This is a genomic window from Pseudomonas sp. EpS/L25 (genome assembly GCF_001512295.1).
Lineage (GTDB): Bacteria > Pseudomonadota > Gammaproteobacteria > Pseudomonadales > Pseudomonadaceae > Chryseomonas.
The window spans coordinates 34,949-51,236 of sequence record NZ_LNUP01000012.1; the positions used below are offsets into that span (position 1 = coordinate 34,949).

At 67.4% G+C, this 16,288-nt stretch carries 11 protein-coding genes; 8 read left to right on the plus strand and 3 right to left on the minus strand.

The window, feature by feature from the left end; translation table 11 throughout:
• Nucleotides 1-70 precede the first annotated feature (70 nt).
• The 8 genes from pilG to AR540_RS13930 all read left to right on the plus strand — a co-directional run bounded on the left by pilG (nucleotide 71) and on the right by AR540_RS13930 (nucleotide 13,304).
• Complete coding sequence (gene pilG / locus AR540_RS13895; RefSeq protein WP_007161679.1) at nucleotides 71-478, plus strand: twitching motility response regulator PilG; 408 nt, start codon at nucleotides 71-73, stop codon at nucleotides 476-478.
• A gap of 40 nt (nucleotides 479-518) precedes the next feature.
• Nucleotides 519-884: a twitching motility response regulator PilH gene (pilH, locus tag AR540_RS13900; RefSeq protein WP_007161680.1), complete on the plus strand. Its 366-nt coding sequence runs from the start codon at nucleotides 519-521 to the stop codon at nucleotides 882-884.
• Between the two features lie 49 nt (nucleotides 885-933).
• Nucleotides 934-1,470, plus strand: coding sequence for a chemotaxis protein CheW (locus AR540_RS13905; RefSeq protein ID WP_059229804.1), 537 nt, complete (start codon nucleotides 934-936; stop codon nucleotides 1,468-1,470).
• A gap of 155 nt (nucleotides 1,471-1,625) precedes the next feature.
• Nucleotides 1,626-3,656 carry a methyl-accepting chemotaxis protein gene (locus AR540_RS13910; RefSeq protein ID WP_059229805.1) on the plus strand — a complete coding sequence of 677 codons (2,031 nt, stop codon included), beginning with the start codon at nucleotides 1,626-1,628 and terminating at the stop codon, nucleotides 3,654-3,656.
• Nucleotides 3,657-3,717: 61 nt separating this feature from the next.
• Nucleotides 3,718-4,566, plus strand: a complete 849-nt coding sequence (locus tag AR540_RS13915; RefSeq protein ID WP_082707010.1) for a CheR family methyltransferase — start codon at nucleotides 3,718-3,720, stop codon at nucleotides 4,564-4,566.
• Nucleotides 4,567-4,577: 11 nt separating this feature from the next.
• Complete coding sequence (locus AR540_RS13920; protein ID WP_059229807.1) at nucleotides 4,578-11,810, plus strand: Hpt domain-containing protein; 7,233 nt, start codon at nucleotides 4,578-4,580, stop codon at nucleotides 11,808-11,810.
• The gene (locus AR540_RS13925) at nucleotides 11,803-12,822 is read left to right on the plus strand and encodes a chemotaxis protein CheB (protein ID WP_059229808.1); all 1,020 of its coding nucleotides are present in this window, start codon (nucleotides 11,803-11,805) and stop codon (nucleotides 12,820-12,822) included. Before AR540_RS13920 ends, AR540_RS13925 begins: the two co-directional genes overlap by 8 nt.
• Before the next feature lie 11 nt (nucleotides 12,823-12,833).
• Nucleotides 12,834-13,304, plus strand: coding sequence for a chemotaxis protein CheW (locus AR540_RS13930; RefSeq protein WP_059229809.1), 471 nt, complete (start codon nucleotides 12,834-12,836; stop codon nucleotides 13,302-13,304).
• On the opposite strand, the gene AR540_RS13935 is transcribed toward AR540_RS13930, so the two are convergent.
• The 3 genes from AR540_RS13935 to AR540_RS13945 all read right to left on the minus strand — a co-directional run bounded on the left by AR540_RS13935 (nucleotide 13,301) and on the right by AR540_RS13945 (nucleotide 16,170).
• Nucleotides 13,301-13,960, minus strand: coding sequence for an HAD-IA family hydrolase (locus tag AR540_RS13935; RefSeq protein WP_059229810.1), 660 nt, complete (start codon nucleotides 13,958-13,960; stop codon nucleotides 13,301-13,303). The genes AR540_RS13930 and AR540_RS13935 overlap by 4 nt on opposite strands.
• A gap of 67 nt (nucleotides 13,961-14,027) precedes the next feature.
• Complete coding sequence (locus AR540_RS13940; protein ID WP_059229811.1) at nucleotides 14,028-14,756, minus strand: 16S rRNA (uracil(1498)-N(3))-methyltransferase; 729 nt, start codon at nucleotides 14,754-14,756, stop codon at nucleotides 14,028-14,030.
• A gap of 13 nt (nucleotides 14,757-14,769) precedes the next feature.
• Nucleotides 14,770-16,170, minus strand: coding sequence for an adenosylmethionine--8-amino-7-oxononanoate transaminase (locus tag AR540_RS13945; protein WP_059229812.1), 1,401 nt, complete (start codon nucleotides 16,168-16,170; stop codon nucleotides 14,770-14,772).
• Between the last annotated feature and the right edge of the window lie 118 nt (nucleotides 16,171-16,288).

Consider the following 16,288-nt stretch of genomic DNA (forward strand, 5'->3'; position numbering starts at 1 on the left):
AGAGGCGCCGCCAAGGGGCCCGGATCGACATCATTCACGTTTCATCAGACGATGAGCTGGTAGCTTGAACATGGAACAGTATTCGGAAGGGCTCAAGGTCATGGTGATCGACGATTCGAAGACGATTCGCCGTACCGCCGAGACCCTGCTCAAGAAAGTTGGCTGCGAGGTCATCACCGCCATCGATGGATTCGATGCGCTCGCCAAGATCGCCGATAGTCATCCCCACATCATCTTCGTGGATATCATGATGCCGCGACTGGATGGTTATCAGACCTGCGCGCTGATCAAGAACAACAGCGCCTTCCGCGCGACGCCCGTCATCATGCTTTCTTCGCGTGATGGCCTGTTCGACAAGGCCAAGGGCCGTATCGTCGGCTCTGACCAATACCTCACCAAACCTTTCAGCAAAGAAGAGCTGATCGGTGCGATCAAGACCCACGTCCCCAGCTTCACTCCGCTCGAACAGGCGTCCTGAGCGTCCTGGGACGGGTGATTCAATCTAGTAGGAAATTTTCATGGCTCGAATTCTGATCGTCGACGACTCTCCCACCGAGATGTACAAGCTCACCGCCATGCTCGAGAAGCATGGGCATCAGGTGCTCAAGGCCGAGAATGGCGCAGATGGCGTCGCCCTGGCCCGCCAGGAGAAGCCGGATGCGGTCCTGATGGATATCGTCATGCCGGGCCTCAACGGCTTCCAGGCCACGCGCCAGCTGACCAAGGACGCCGAAACCAGCCATATCCCGGTCGTCATCGTCACCACTAAGGATCAGGAGACCGACAAGGTCTGGGGCAAGCGCCAGGGCGCCAAGGATTACCTGACCAAGCCCATCGACGAAGATACCCTGCTGCGCACCCTGGCAGGCGTTTTGCAAGGCTGACGCGATTCGTCCGTCTTTTGCGGCAGCGCCCTAATGGGCACGGAATCTCATGAGCGACGCTACCACGCCCTACGAACTCTTGCGCCTGATCGACGTGCGCTGCCGCGAGCGGGCAGCCGGTCTGCCCGCGCAACAGGAAAACCAGCAGACCTGGAGTGGCATCGGCTTCCGGCTGGGTGAATTGCGTTTCGTCATCCCCATGGGCGAGGTCAGCGAGATCCTGCCGGAGCCGCGCTTCACCGCGCTGCCCGGGGTCAAGCCCTGGCTCAAGGGCGTAGCCAACGTGCGCGGTCGCCTGTTGCCGATCGCCGACCTCGGGCAATTCCTCGGCGTGAAGATCCAGGCGCTGCGCAAACAGCGGCGCATCCTGATCGTCGACCATGGCGATCTCTTCGTCGGATTGGCGGTTGACGAAGTCCTGGGCATGCAGCATTTCGACATCGAGGCCTACCGCGAGCACGACGACAGCGTGCCGCCGGGGCTGCAGTTCTTTCTGGAAGGCGTCTTCCAACGCGACGTTCCGTGGCTGGTCTGCAGCCCGCGTGCCTTGGTCGAGCATCCCGAATTCATGGACGTCGCGGCCTGAGCCTAGGCTCCGCTGCACGGGTTGCGGGAGCGGGATGGCAGTAGCCATAACCGACGGATGGGGGTAGGCCGATACGCACCGCTTTCAAGCGAAAGGGTACGGCCGGCCGACAAGGAATCGAATCAAAGGAACCAAGGTCCAGGCGGGGGCCGCTGATGAACAAACTCAATACAGGGAAACTCAACGCGTGGGTCGCGGGCATGTTCGTGGTACTGATCGTCTCGATCGTGCTGCTGTTCGCCAACTTCGCGTACCTGAGCACTCAAGCTGGCTACGACAGCCAGTACCAGGGCCAGGCCACCGAACTGCGCATCCTCTCGCAGCAGCTCGCCAAGAGCGCCAGTGAGGCCGCTACCGGCAAACCGGAAGCCTTCCAGGACCTGCGCGTGGCCCGGAGCGAGTTCGAGCGCCGCTGGAACATCCTGAACAAGGGGGATCCGAGCACCGGGCTGCCGCCTTCGCCTGCGCTGCTGAAGCCGCGCATGGATACCGTGGAAGGCCAGTGGTCCACCCTGCGTAGCCAGGTCGACACCATGCTGGGCAGCGAGCAGACGGTACTGTCGCTGCACCAGTTGGCCGGTGCCCTGGCGGAAACCATCCCGCAGCTGCAGGTCGAGAACGAAGAGATCGTCGACATCCTGATCGAGCGGAACGCTCCGGCGAGCCAGGTGGTGGTGGCCCAGCGCCAGGCCCTGCTGGCCGAACGGATCCTCGGCTCCATCAACAAGATCCTCACCGGCGACGAAGCCGCCGTGCAGGCCGCCGACAGTTTCGGGCGCGATGCCAGCCTGTTCGGCCGCGTGCTCAAGGCCATGCGCGAAGGCAACGCCTCCATGGGCATCGCCAAGGTCACCGACCCGGAAGCCGTCGGGCGCCTGAACGAAGCCAACAAGCTGTTCGAATTCGTCTCCGGCAACGTCGACGAGATCCTGGCCACCTCGCCCGAGTTGTTGCAGGTCCGCGCCGCGGTCGGCCAGATCTACACGGGCTCCCAGGCGCTGCTCGGCTCCGTTTCCGAGTTGAGCACCGGCTACGCCTCCCTGACCCAGAGCCGCAAGATCAACACCGTGGGCAGCTATCTGCTGGTGTTCATCGCCCTGGCCGCCATTCTCTGCATCGGCTTCATCCTGGTTCGCGATACCCGGCGCCGCCTGGCCGAGACCGACGAGAAGAACCAGCGCAACCAGGCCGCCATTCTGCGCCTGCTGGATGAAATCGCCGACCTCGCCGATGGTGACCTAACCGTCCAGGCCACGGTGACCGAGGACTTCACCGGCGCCATCGCCGACTCCATCAACTACTCCATCGACCAACTGCGCGAACTGGTGGAAACCATCAACCAGACCGCGCTGCAGGTGGCCGCCGCGGCGCAGGAATCCCAGCAAACCGCGACCGTGCTGGCCGAGGCCTCGGAGCACCAGGCCCAGGAAATCGCCGGGGCCTCCGCGGCGATCAACGAGATGGCCGTGTCCATCGACCAGGTATCCACCAACGCCTCCGAATCCACCGCGGTGGCGGAGCGCTCCGTGGCCATCGCCAACAAGGGCAACCAGGTGGTGCACAACACCATCATCGGCATGGACAGCATTCGCGAGCAGATCCAGGACACCTCCAAGCGGATCAAGCGCCTGGGCGAGTCGTCCCAGGAGATCGGCGACATCGTCGGCCTGATCAACGACATCGCCGACCAGACCAACATCCTGGCACTCAACGCCGCTATCCAGGCCTCCATGGCCGGTGATGCCGGTCGTGGTTTCGCCGTGGTCGCCGACGAGGTCCAGCGCCTCGCCGAGCGCTCCTCCGGCGCCACCAAGCAGATCGAGGCACTGGTCAAGGCGATCCAGACCGACACCAACGAGGCGGTCATCTCCATGGAGCAGACCACCTCGGAAGTGGTCCGCGGTGCCGCCCTGGCCCAGGATGCCGGGGTGGCCCTGGAGGAGATCGAGAAGGTATCCCAGAGTCTCGCCGGGCTGATCCAGAACATTTCCAATGCCGCACGGCAGCAGTCTTCGTCCGCCAGCCACATCTCCAGCACCATGAACGTCATCCAGGAGATCACCTCGCAGACCTCGGCCGGTACCACCGCCACTGCCCGCAGCATCGGCGAGCTGGCGAAGCTGGCCAGCGAGATGCGTCGTTCGGTATCGGGCTTCAATCTGCCGAACGAGCAGCCGCAGGGCTGAGCGCGTCGGCCACGCCTAGGCGTGGCGAGGGGGAAACGTGGGTAGGGAGTCGAGTTGGGCGTTGTGCCGTGCTCCCGAGCTACCGGATGCGGATTTCGAGCGCTGGCGACAGTTGCTCGAAACGCGCGCGGGGATGGTGCTGGACGACCGGCAGCGCAGCTTTCTGCAGATCCAGCTGGCCGCCCGCATGCGCGAGCTGGCCATCGCGGACTACGAAAGCTACTACCGCACCGTCTGCGAAGGGGTCAGCGGGCGGGTCGAGTGGGTTCGTCTGCTCGATCGCCTGACCATCCAGGCGACGCGTTTCTTCCGCCACCCGCCATCGTTCGCCCTGCTGGAAGCCTATGTGAGTGAGTTCGTCCAGACCGCCGAAGGCCAGCCTCTGGCCCTGTGGAGTCTGGGCTGTTCCAGTGGAGAGGAAGCCTTTTCGATGGCCATCAGCACCGCCGAAGCCTTGTCCCGGCAGGGGCAGCCCATGACGTTCTCGCTGACCGGAACGGACATCAGCAGCGAAGCCCTGCGCCAGGCGCGCCAGGGCACTTTCAGCCGACAGCGGCTGGATGGCGTACCGGCGAACCTGCGCGAACGTTACTTCCGTTCCCGCGAGGACGGCAGCTACCAGATCTGTCCCCGCCTGGCGGAGCGCCTCTGCTTCGCCAGGCTCAATGTGCTGGAACTGAGCCAGGCCCCCTTGCAGGGGCTCAATGTCATTTTTTGTCAGAACCTGCTGATTTACTTCCGCCGCTGGCTGCGCCGAGACCTGCTCAACCAGCTGGTCCAGCGGCTCGCACCGGGTGGGTTGTTGGTTTTGGGCGTTGGTGAGGTGAGCAATTGGAGCCACCCGCAACTGGTGCCCGCCGAGCATCCCGAGGTCCTGGCGTTCGTCCGCCAGGCGGACTGCCCGGCATGACAGGAGCCGAGATGATCGATCGACACGACTACGTAGCCCTCGAGTGGGTCAAGGGAGAGATCGCCGAAACCTTGCAGCAGGCCCGCAAGGCGCTCGAGGCCTTCGTCGACAACCCGCAGGACCGTAGCCGCCTGGGTTTTTGCCGGACCTACGTGCACCAGGTCTATGGCACCCTGCAGATGGTGGAGTTCTACGGCGCCGCCCTGCTGGCCGAGGAAATGGAGCTGCTGCTGCAGGAACTCCACGAAGGTCGGGTGAGCAGCCCGGACGAGGCGCTGGAAGTGCTGATGCAGGCCATCCTGCAGGTACCGCCCTACCTCGACCGGGTACTGGAGGCACGCCGCGACCTGCCCCTGGCGATCCTGCCGCTGCTCAATGACCTGCGTTCGGCGCGTGGCGAGAAGCTGCTGTCGGAAACCAGCCTGTTCTCGCCGGATTTTTCCGCCGTCCCGCTCTCCCTGAGCGACGCGGAGCTGGCTGATCGCGCTTCGCCGGACTGGCTGCCGCGCCTGCGCAAGCTGCGCCAGGCCCTGCAGGGCGCCCAGGTCGGGCTGTTCCGCGACCGCGATGTCCATTTGCACCTGGACTACCTGCTGCGGGTGTTCGAACGCCTGGACCAGCTCTGCGCCGGGTCGCCCTTCGGCGCCCTCTGGCCGGTGGCGGCGGGTCTCACCGAATTGCTCAAGGCTGGCGAGCTGGACAACAGCAGCTCCATCCGTGGCCTGTTGCGCCAGCTCGATCGTGAGCTCAAGCGCCTGATCAGCGACGGGGTGGTGACGCTGAACCAACCGGCGCCGGCGGATTTGCTGAAGAACCTGCTGTTCTATCTGGCCAAGGCGCCGGTGCAGAGTCCGCGCATCGCTGCGCTCAAGGCCCACTATCGCCTCGACGAAGCCCTGCCGGATGCCGAACTGGTGGGCTTCGAGCGCTCGCGCATCGTCGGTCCCGACCGCGAGGCCATGCGCTCGGTGGTCACCGCGCTGTGCGAAGAGCTGGTGCAGATCAAGGACAACCTCGATCTCTTCGTGCGCAGTGATCGCCAACAGGTCGGTAGCCTACGCGGCCTCCTGGCGCCGCTCAAGCAGATCGCCGATACCCTGGCAGTGCTGGGCTTCGGTCAGCCGCGCAAGGTGGTGCTGGAACAACACGAGGCCGTCGGTGAACTGGCCGAGGGCGTGCGCGAAGCCAACGACGCGGCCCTGATGGACATCGCCGGCGCGCTGCTCTACGTGGAAGCGACCCTGGCCGGCATGGTCAGCGGCAACGATTCGGGCGACTACGAGGAAAACCGACTGCCCACCACCGACATCGACCAGTTGCATCGGGTGGTGGTACGGGAGGCGCGCAACGGCCTGGAGCAATCCAAGGACGCCATCATCGAATTCATCGCCTCCCAGTGGAACCACGTCCACCTGGAGCCGGTGCCTCTGCTGCTGACCCAGGTCCGGGGTGGCCTGGCGATGATTCCCCTGGAACGGGCCGCCGCCCAGGTCCAGGCCGCGAACGACTATATCTGCGAGCAGCTCCTGGGCAAGCAGGCGGTGCCGGACTGGCAGAGCCTGGACACTCTGGCCGACGCCATCACCAGCGTCGAGTACTACCTGGAGCGCCTGGCCGAGGATCCGTCCACGCCTCACGAGATGATCCTCGACATCGCCGACGAGAGCCTCATCGCCCTTGGCTATCCCGCTCGCGCGGCGGATGAAGAGGCGCCGGCCGAGCTATCGCCGCCGGCGTCTCCCGCCGGCGCGCCGGCCCTGGATGCCGCTGCCGTCGACGAAGCCCTGCCCCCGGCCGCCGACACAGCCATGCTGGAGCTTGATGCGCTACCGGACGAGACCCTGCTGGAAAGCCCCCCCGTCAGCGAAGAGCCGAGCGTCACCGAGCCCCGCGAAGAGGCGTTCGAGCTGACGCCGATCTTCGCGGAACCCAGCTCCGCGGAATCAGGCTTCGAGGACGAGTCGCTGGCCCTCGCGCCTGCGGACGAACCGGCCGCGAGTCCGAAGGATACCGACGCGGCGCTGCCGGACGAGCCCCTGCCCACTCCGGACGTCGACGAAGACGCCGAAGAGCCCGAAGAGCCCGAAGAGCTGCTGGCCGGCGTGGAGCTGGATCAGCTCGAGCCCCTGGGCGCAGATAGCGATTCGGTGGCCGAAGTCCTGGCGGCACCGGTCGATCCCATCAATCCCCCGGCAGCCCAGGTGCCCCATGCCTTGCTGCCGCCGCCTGCCGACGCCGAGCCGATCGAGGACGAGCTGCGCGAAGTCTTCATCGAAGAGGCCGGCGAGGTCCAGGCGGAGCTGGAACGCTGGTTGCCGACCTGGCATGCCGACCCCGAGGGACGCTCGGCGCTCGCCGAATTGCGGCGCAATTTCCACACCCTCAAGGGCAGCGGGCGGATGGTCCAGGCCCTGGTCATCGGTGAACTGGCCTGGGCGGTGGAGAACCTGCTCAATCGTCGCCTGGACCACAGCGTCGACCACAGCGCCGCACTGCAGACGGTGGTGGACGACGTCTGTGCCCTGTTGCCGGAACTGGTAACGGAGTACGCCGAGGATCGTCAGCGGCAGCGCGACGACGTCGACTGGCTGGCCCATGCTGCCCATGCCCTGGCCCGCAACGAGGCGCTGCCCGAGCGGGGCGCTGTTCAGGCGCCAGCGCCGGTCGAGGTTACGGCGCTGCCCCTGGTCGAGGTAGCGGACGTGGATAGCGCCGCGCTGGACGAAGCCTTCAGCGAGGCCGACAACCAGTTGCTGGACATCTTCCGTACCGAAGCCCAGGCCCATCTGGAAACGGTGCGCCGCTATCTGGAGCAGGCCGAATCCGGCAGCGGCCAGGTGGTATCCGATGCCCTGCTGCGTGCCCTGCATACGCTCAAGGGCAGTGCCCATATGGCGGGCAGCTCGCCGGTGGCCGAACTGGCTTCCGCGCTGGAGCGTCTGGCCAAGGAATACAAGCTCGCCCACGTACCCTTCGCCGCCCCCGAGTGCGAGCTGCTCGCCCGTGGCGCGGATCTGCTGGAGGCGCGGCTCGCCATCCTCGAGGACGGCTCCCTGATGGAGCCCCTGACCGGGGCGCCGGCGCTGATCGCCGAGTGCGAAGCGCTGCTGGAGCAACTGGGCGAGGAGTTGCCGGTACCTGAGGTACCGCTGCCGGAGCGGCGCGACGTCCTGCGCCTGGCCGATTTCCTGATGCCGGCGATGGACATGCTGCTGGACGCCGACGAGCGCCTGGTGGCCTGGCGCACCGGTGGTGCGGCCGAGGCTTGTCCGGATCTGCTGGCCGAGCGGCTGAACACCTTCGCCGATCGGGCGGCGCGAGTCGGCCTGGTCGACGTGGAGCAACTTGCCGAAGCCCTGCAGGCGGTCTATGCCGCGGTCGCCAGCGGTTCGCTGCCGGCTGACGAGGCCTTCTTCCGGGAGGCGGAAGATGCCCAGGAAGCCCTGATCAGCATGCTCAACCAGTTGGCCAGCGGTACCCGTGCGACCCCTTGCGACGAGCGTATCGAAGGGCTGCGCGCCTTGCTGGTCGGCATCCTCGCCGGGTTGCCCGAAACGGCGACGGCACTGCTGGGCGAGCCCGAACCCGAAGCCTACCTGGCCACTGACGTTGCTGCGCCGTTCGAACCGGCCGCGGCGCTCGACCTCGAACTGTCAACCGAAGCCGAAGCCGAAGCCGAAGCCGAGTCGGAGCCCGAGGCTGAACGGGGCGTTGCGGCCGAAACCGAACCGGAGTCAGAGGCTGAGCCGGACGTCGCGATCGAAGCCGAGCTCCTGTCTGGAGCCGAAGCGGAAAAGCTGCTCGAACAGGCCGAGGCGCCGGTGGAGTCGGCTCCGGACGCGGCCGACGACGTCGATCGCGAGATGCAACTGATCTTCCTCGAGGAAGCCCTGGACCTGCTGGACAGCGCCGACCGGGCGCTGGAGCGATGGCTGGTCGAACCGCAGCAACGCTTCCACCTCGGCACCCTGCAGCGTGACCTGCACACCCTCAAAGGCGGTGCCAACCTGGCCGGGATCGCCCCGGTCGCTGCCCTGGCCACCGAGCTGGATGCCATCTACGAAGGACTGCTCGACGGCCGTCTCGCGGGCGGCGCCGAACTGGGCGCCCCGTTGCGGGATGCCCATGCCTGTCTCGCCACCCAGCTGGAAGAGCTGGAAAACGGCGCATCGATCAGCGAGCACGCGGACGAAATCGAGCGTCTGCAGCGCATCCGCGCCGGCCATCTCGACGAGCTGACGAACGAGGCGAACGAGGCGAACGAGACACCGAGCGCTGACCTGGCCGAGCCGTCGGTGGAAGCCGCTCTCGATGCTGCCCCGCCAGTGCCGCCCATGCCCAGCGCGGACGGTCCCGACGCCGAGTTGCTGGCCATCTATGTCGAGGAAAGCCGCGACCTGCTGGACAGCATGGCGACCTCGCTGCGTGCCTGGGAAAAGGATCCGCGCAACGGCATCGAGCTGGAATCCCTGCTGCGCGACCTGCACACCCTCAAGGGCGGCGCGCGCCTGGCCGAGGTGGACGCCATCGGCGATCTCGCCCACGCGTTGGAAGCCTTCTACGAGGGGCTGGCGCGAGGCCGGATCAAACCGGGGCCGACCCTCGGTGGGCTGTTGCACCGCTGCCATGACCGGCTGCACGAGCAGCTCGAAGCCCTCGCCCTGGGGCAGGCGTCCCCTGCGGCCGACGAGCTGATCGAGGCCCTGCGCGACTATCGTGAACAAGCGACCATGGCCGCCGAACCGCTCGCGTCGCCGCCGGCCGTGGCACCGGTCTTCGACGAGGAAACGGATGCGGAAATCCTCGAGATCTTCACCGAGGAAGCCCAGGACCTGCTGGCCAGCATGGATACCGCGCTGGCGCGCTGGCCTGCGGCGCCCGAGGTGGCGGTGGACGAGCTGCTGCGCTGCCTGCACACCCTGAAGGGTGGGGCCCGGCTGGCCGGTCTCCATGGCCTGGGCGACCAGGCCCACGACCTGGAACAACAACTCGCCGAGCTGCGTTCGCTGGTGGTGGGCCTGAACGAGGGCGAAGGCGCTCGCGTACGGGACCTGGCGGTGAAGGGCGTCGACCAGTTGCAGCTGGGCGTCGTCCGGCTGTCGGCGCCGAGTGCGGCCCCCACCTCGGGTGCCGAGGGCGAGCCATCCGACCGTCCCGAGCTGCCGGACGAGGCATCGTCGGAGCTGGTCGAGGCAGCGCCTGCCGCAGAAGAGCCGATCGAGGAAGCGCCGGACGCGCCCGTCGCGGACGAACCTTCGCCCCTGGCCGATGAAGCGTCCGAGCCCGAGCCTGAGCTCGCGATGGCGCCCGTCATGGTGGCCCGCGAGCAGCGCAGTGCGCCGGTCGCCACGCTGCCCTTCGTGCAGCGTCTGCAGCAGGTCCGCCAACAGGCGGCGCAGCGCCGGTCGTCCCAGGAACTGGTCCGGGTCCCGGCGGCGTTGCTGGAACAGCTGGTCAACCTGGCGGGCGAGACCTCGATCTTCCGGGGTCGCGTCGAGCAGCAGGTGAACGACATCGGTACCACGCTGGGCGAGATGGAAGCCACCATCGAACGGGTTCGCGATCAGTTGCGACGCCTGGACACCGAGACCCAGGCGCAGATCATCAGCCGGCACCACGAAGACGTCGACCGGGTCGGCTACGAGGATTTCGATCCGCTGGAGCTGGATCGCTATTCCCAGCTGCAGCAGCTGTCCCGTGCGCTGTTCGAATCGGCGTCCGACCTCCTGGACCTGAAGAACACCCTGGGCCAGCGCAATCGCGATGCCGAGACCCTGCTGCTGCAACAGGCCCGGGTCAACACCGAGCTGCAGGAAAGCCTCATGCAGACGCGCATGGTGCCTTTCGAGCGCATGGTGCCGCGGTTGCATCGGGTGGTGCGCCAGGTCAGTGGCGAACTGGACAAGCCAGTGGAGCTGCGGGTCGGCAACGCCGAGGGCGAGCTGGACCGCACCGTGCTCGAGCGGATCATTCCGCCGCTGGAGCACATGCTGCGCAACGCCATCGACCACGGCATCGAAGATCCCGCCGGGCGCCAGCGGGCCGGCAAGCCGGCCGAGGGCGTCATCAGCCTGGATCTGCGCCGTGAGGGCGGCGACATCATCCTCACCCTGGCCGACGATGGCCGCGGTATCGACCTCGACGCGGTGCGCCGCAAGGCGATCGAGCGCGGCCTGATGGCCGAAGGCGTCGAGCTGCCCGATGCCGAGGTGTTGCAGTTCATCCTGGAGTCGGGCTTCTCCACGGCCGCCTCCATTACCCAGATTTCCGGGCGCGGCGTCGGCATGGACGTGGTGCACCAGGAGGTGAAGCAGCTCGGCGGCAGCATGGACATCCACAGCGTGGCGGGTGAGGGCACGCGCTTCACCATCCGCCTGCCGTTCACCGTATCGGTGAACCGGGCGTTGATGGTGCATGCCGGTGACGACCTTTACGCCGTACCTCTGAACACCATCGAAGGCATCGTGCGGGTGACCGCGGCCGATCTCGAGCGTTTCTACCGGCCGGGGGCGGAAGCCTTCGAATACGGCGGCCAGCGCTACGATCTGCGCTACCTGGGCCACCTGCTCGGCAACGGCCAGCAGCCCAAGCTGACCGGCCAGAGTCTGCCGCTGCCGGTGGTCCTGGTGCGCTCGGCCGAGCACGCCGTGGCCATCCAGGTGGATGCGGTCGCCGGTTCGCGGGAAATCGTGGTGAAAGGCCTGGGGCCGCAGTTCGCCGGGGTGCCGGGCCTCTCCGGCGCTACCCTGCTCGGCGACGGACGCGTGGTGGTGATCCTCGACCTGCTGGCGATGATCCGTAGCCAGCGCAGCGCGGCCGACGACTCTGCACATCTGGCCCAGAACCTGCAGGTAGCAGTGGAAGCCAGTCGCCCGGTCCTGGTCATGGTGGTGGACGATTCGGTGACGGTACGCAAGGTGACCAGCCGGTTGCTGGAACGCCATGGCATGGAGGTCTTCACCGCCAAGGATGGGGTGGACGCCATCGCCCAGCTCCAGGAGCGCCAGCCGGACATCCTGTTGCTGGATATCGAGATGCCGCGCATGGACGGCTTCGAGGTGGCCACACTGGTCCGCCACGATGCCCGACTCAAGGACCTGCCGATCGTGATGATCACCTCCCGTACCGGGGAAAAGCACCGCGAGCGCGCGCTGAGCCTGGGCGTGAACGAGTACCTGGGCAAGCCCTATCAGGAGAGTGAACTCCTGGCCCACATTCATCGACTGGTCAGGGAACATGACTGAGATGCATACCGCCCGCGTCGCCATCCTGGCCGATAGCCCCCTGCAGCGCCACGTGCTGCAGCAGGTGCTGGCCGACAATGGCTATCACGTCGTCCTCAACAGCGATCCCGAGCGTTTCGACGAGGCCGAATGGCCGTCGGTGACGACCGACCTCTGGCTGATCGACCTGAGCCAGACCGAAGAATCGCCGTTGGTGGACGTCCTGCTGGAGGAGGCCGAGGTGCCCATCCTGTTCGGCGAGGGCCAGGCGCCGGAGCGTTTCACCGATCCCTTCAGCCACTGGGAGAAGCGGCTGATCGGCAAGCTCAAGCGACTGATCGGTGATCCGGTCGCGGTGGTCGGTCCCGCGCTGGAGACCCTGTTGCAGGACCAGCCGCGCCCGCCACGCCTGGCGCTGCCCGAGCCACTCGCCAACCTGCCGTTGCCGGCCGGCGATCCGGCCCCCGAGGTCTGGTTGCTGGCTGCCTCCATTGGCGGTCCGGCGGCGGTGAAGGCCTTCCTCGACGCCCTGCCGGGTGGTCTGCCGGTCGGCTTCCTCTATGCCCAGCACATCGGCGACGGCTTCGCCGCCAATCTGCTGCGCGCGGTCGGCCGCCACAGCCAGTGGCACATCCAGGGCGTGCGTCCGGGTGAACCGATCCGCTGTGGCGAAGTGGTGGTGGTGCCGACCCAGCAGGAACTGACCTTTCGCGCCTCTGGCGTCCTGGACATCGTCGAGCGCGCCTGGCCCGAGCCCTATACGCCTTCGATCAGCCAGATGATGCTCAACCTGGCGCAGCACTTCGGCGCACGCTGCGGGGTCATCGTCTTCAGCGGCATGGGCAACGACGGCACGGCCTCGGCGCCTTACGTGCGGCGTCGCGGTGGCACCCTGTGGACCCAGTCGGCGAGCACCTGCATCGCCCCGAGCATGCCGGAAAGCCTGCGCGAATCGGGCCTGGCGACCTTCACCGCCGATCCCCGCGGCCTGGCCGAAGCCCTGGTGGCGCGCCTGGCCGAGCAGCGAAGCTAAAGGAATTTCCCATGTCGACCGCCGCTCCCGCCAACGAACACCTGACTGGCCTGCTGCTGACCCTGGCCGATCGTACCCTGCTGCTGCCCAATGCGGCGGTGGCCGAGCTGGTGCCCTGTCGCGAGATCCGGCCGCTGCCGGTGCAGCCCGATTGGTGCCTGGGCCAGGTCGCCTGGCGCGACCTGCGCCTGCCGCTGATCAGCTTCGAGGCATTGTCCAGCGGCAGCGCTGCCCAGTTCGATGGTGACCGCCATGCGCGGGTAGCCATCCTCAATGCCCTGGGCGGACGCGACCGGGTGCGCTTTCTCGCCTTGCTGATCCGCAGCATTCCGCGTTCGCTGCGCATCACCCCCGAGCTGGCCGCCGCCGAGGTGCCCCTGGCCGCCCTGGAGCTGGGCGCCGTGGCCTACGAAGGCGGCACGGCGCGTATTCCCGATCTGATCGGCGTGGAAGAACGCCTGGCCGAAGCCGGCGTGTTCTAGGCCTGCTGGGTCAGGCGCATGGCGCCGCCTTCGTCACGGCTGATGCCGACGCCGCGGTAGTCCACCAGGGTCGGCAGGCCCAGGTCCAGCGGCTCGCGATGGGTCGCGGTGATGGCGACGGCATCGGCGCCCGCGGCCTTGGCCGCGGCAAAGCCGGCATGGGCATCCTCGAACACCAGGCAGTCGCCGATCTCCACCCCCAGCTTGCGTGCGCCGGCCAGGAAGCAGTCCGGCGCGGGCTTGCCCTGGGTGACGTCTTCAGCGCAGATCATCACCGGCGGCAGACTCATGCCAGCAGCGGCGAGACGGACCTCGGCCAGGCGCCGCGAGGCCGAGGTGACCAGCGCCCAGCTGCCGGCTGGCAGGCTGGCGAGAAAGGCCGCCGCGCCGGGGATTTCCTGGATGTCCGCGACATCGGCGATCTCCAGCTCGGTGATGGCGCGGGTCTCGGCCTCGATGTCGGCGCCGGGCGGGGCGAAGCGCCTGACCGTATCCACCGCGCGCACCCCATGCATCACCGCCAGCACCTCGGCCGGGTTCAGGCCATGGCCAAGGGCCCAGGTGCTCCAGGCGCGTTCGGCGGAGGCCACGCTGGTGAGCAGGGTGCCGTCCATGTCGAACAGGAAGGCGGCGTAGGGGCGAGAGGGCAGGGTCATCCAGGGCTCCGAAACTATCCGTTGGGGAAGGGTTGGACCACCGCATGGCAGCGGTCGCTCGTACAGATCACGAGGTCTGGAAATCGCCCCAGAGTTGCTGGGCGACGCTCAGCGCCACCACGGGGGCGGTCTCGGTGCGCAGCACCCGCGGGCCCAGGCGCGCCGGCTGGAAACCGGCGGCGCGGGCGACGGCCACTTCGGCCTCGCTCAGGCCCCCTTCCGGGCCGATCAACAGGGCCAGGCGGGCAGGGCGGGCGTGGCTTTCCAGGGGCTCGGCCACCGGATGCAGCACCAGCTTGAGGTCGGCGGCCACGCTGGCCTGCCAGTCGGCCAGCAGCTGCGGCGGATGGATCAGCGGCACGCTGGACCGCCCGCATTGCTCGCAGGCGCTGATGGCCACCTGGCGCCAGTGCTGCAGGCGCTTGTCGGCGCGTTCGTCCTTGAGCCGGACCTCGCAGCGTTCGCTGACCAGCGGGGTGATCTCGGCCACGCCCAGTTCGGTGGCCTTCTGGATCGCCCAGTCCATGCGTTCGCCACGGGACAGGCCCTGGCCGAGGTGGATGTGCAGGGGGGAATCGGGTTGGCCCGCCAGTGCTTCGGTGAGCTCCACGCTAAGGCTCTTTTTGCCCACTTCCGTCACCTGGCCCAGGTATTCCCGGCCGCTGCCGTCGAACAGCTGCACGGCATCGCCCGGCGCCAGGCGCAGCACGCGGCCCAGGTAGTGGGCCTGGGCATCGGGCAGGTCCAGGCGGCCGAGGGCCAGGGGCAGGTCGAGATGGCAGCGGGTGAGACGCATGGCAGGCTCCAGATCAGCCGGGATCGCGGTGGTTGGGGTGCAGGTCGCTCAGGGCGACGCTGACCGAGGTGCGGGTGGCGAGGTCGATGCCTTCGCTCGCCACCTCGGCGAGGAAGTCGATCTGCTCGGGGGTGATGACGTAGGGCGGCAGGAAGTAGACCACGTTGCCCAGCGGACGCAACAGGGCACCACGGGAGAGGGCGTGCTGGTAGACGGCGAGCCCCCGTCTTTCCTGCCAGGGATAGGGGGTGCGGTTGGCCTTGTCGGCGGTCATCTCGATGGCCAGGGCCATGCCGGTCTGGCGCACCTCGCCGACCTGGGGGTGCTCGGCCAGGTGCGCGGTGGCCTCGGCCATGCGCCGGGCCAGTGGCCTGTTGGCTTCGATGACATCGTCCTCGGCGAAGATGTCCAGGGTCGCCAGGGCGGCGGCACAGGCCAGTGGATTACCGGTGTAGCTGTGGGAGTGCAGGAAGGCGCGCAGGGTGTGGTAGTCGGCGTAGAAGGCCTGGTAGACGGCGTCGGTGGTCAGGCAGGCGGCCAGCGGCAGGTAGCCGCCGGTAAGGGCCTTGGACAGGCAGAGGAAATCCGGGCGGATGCCGGCCTGCTCACAGGCGAACATCGTCCCGGTGCGGCCGAAGCCCACGGCGATCTCGTCATGGATCAGGTGCACGCCATAGCGGTCGCAGGCCTCGCGCAGCAGGCGCAGATAGACCGGGTGGTACATGCGCATGCCGGTGGCGCCCTGGATCAGCGGCTCGACGATCACCGCGGCGACGCTGGCGTGGTGCTCGGCCAGGGTGCGCTCCATGTGCGCGAACATCTGCCGCGAATGTTCTTCCCAGCCCATGCCCTCGGGCCGCAGGTAGCAGTCGGGGCTGGGCACCTTGAGGGTGTCCAGCAACAGGCCCTGGTAGGTCTCGGTGAACAGCGCCACGTCTCCCACCGACATGGCCGCCACCGTTTCACCGTGATAGCTGTTGGTCAGGGTGACGAAACGGCGCTTCTCCGGCTGACCCACGTTGCGCCAGTAGTGGTAGCTCATCTTCAACGCGACCTCGATGCACGAGGAGCCGTTGTCGGCGTAGAACACCCGGTCGAGACCGGCCGGGGTGAGGGCGACCAGGCGCTCGGACAGTTCGATCACCGGCTGGTGGCTGAAGCCGGCGAGGATGACGTGCTCCAGCTGGTCGACCTGGGCCTTGATGCGCTCGTTGATGCGCGGATTGGCGTGGCCGAAGACGTTGACCCACCAGGAGCTGACGGCGTCCAGGTAGCGGTTGCCGTCGAAGTCCTCCAGCCAGACGCCCTCGCCACGGCGGATCGGGATCACCGGCAGCTGTTCGTGATCCTTCATCTGGGTGCAGGGGTGCCAGAGCACCTCCAGGTCGCGGCGCATCCAGTCGTGATTGGTCATGGCGGTCTCCCGGCGCTGGCCCGGCGGCAAAAAGGGGGCGTAAGCCTAAGTCAGGCCGCACGACAGGAGCAAGGCGCGGGCCGATTGCCGGTCGTGGCGGCGGCTAGTTGCCCCGTTG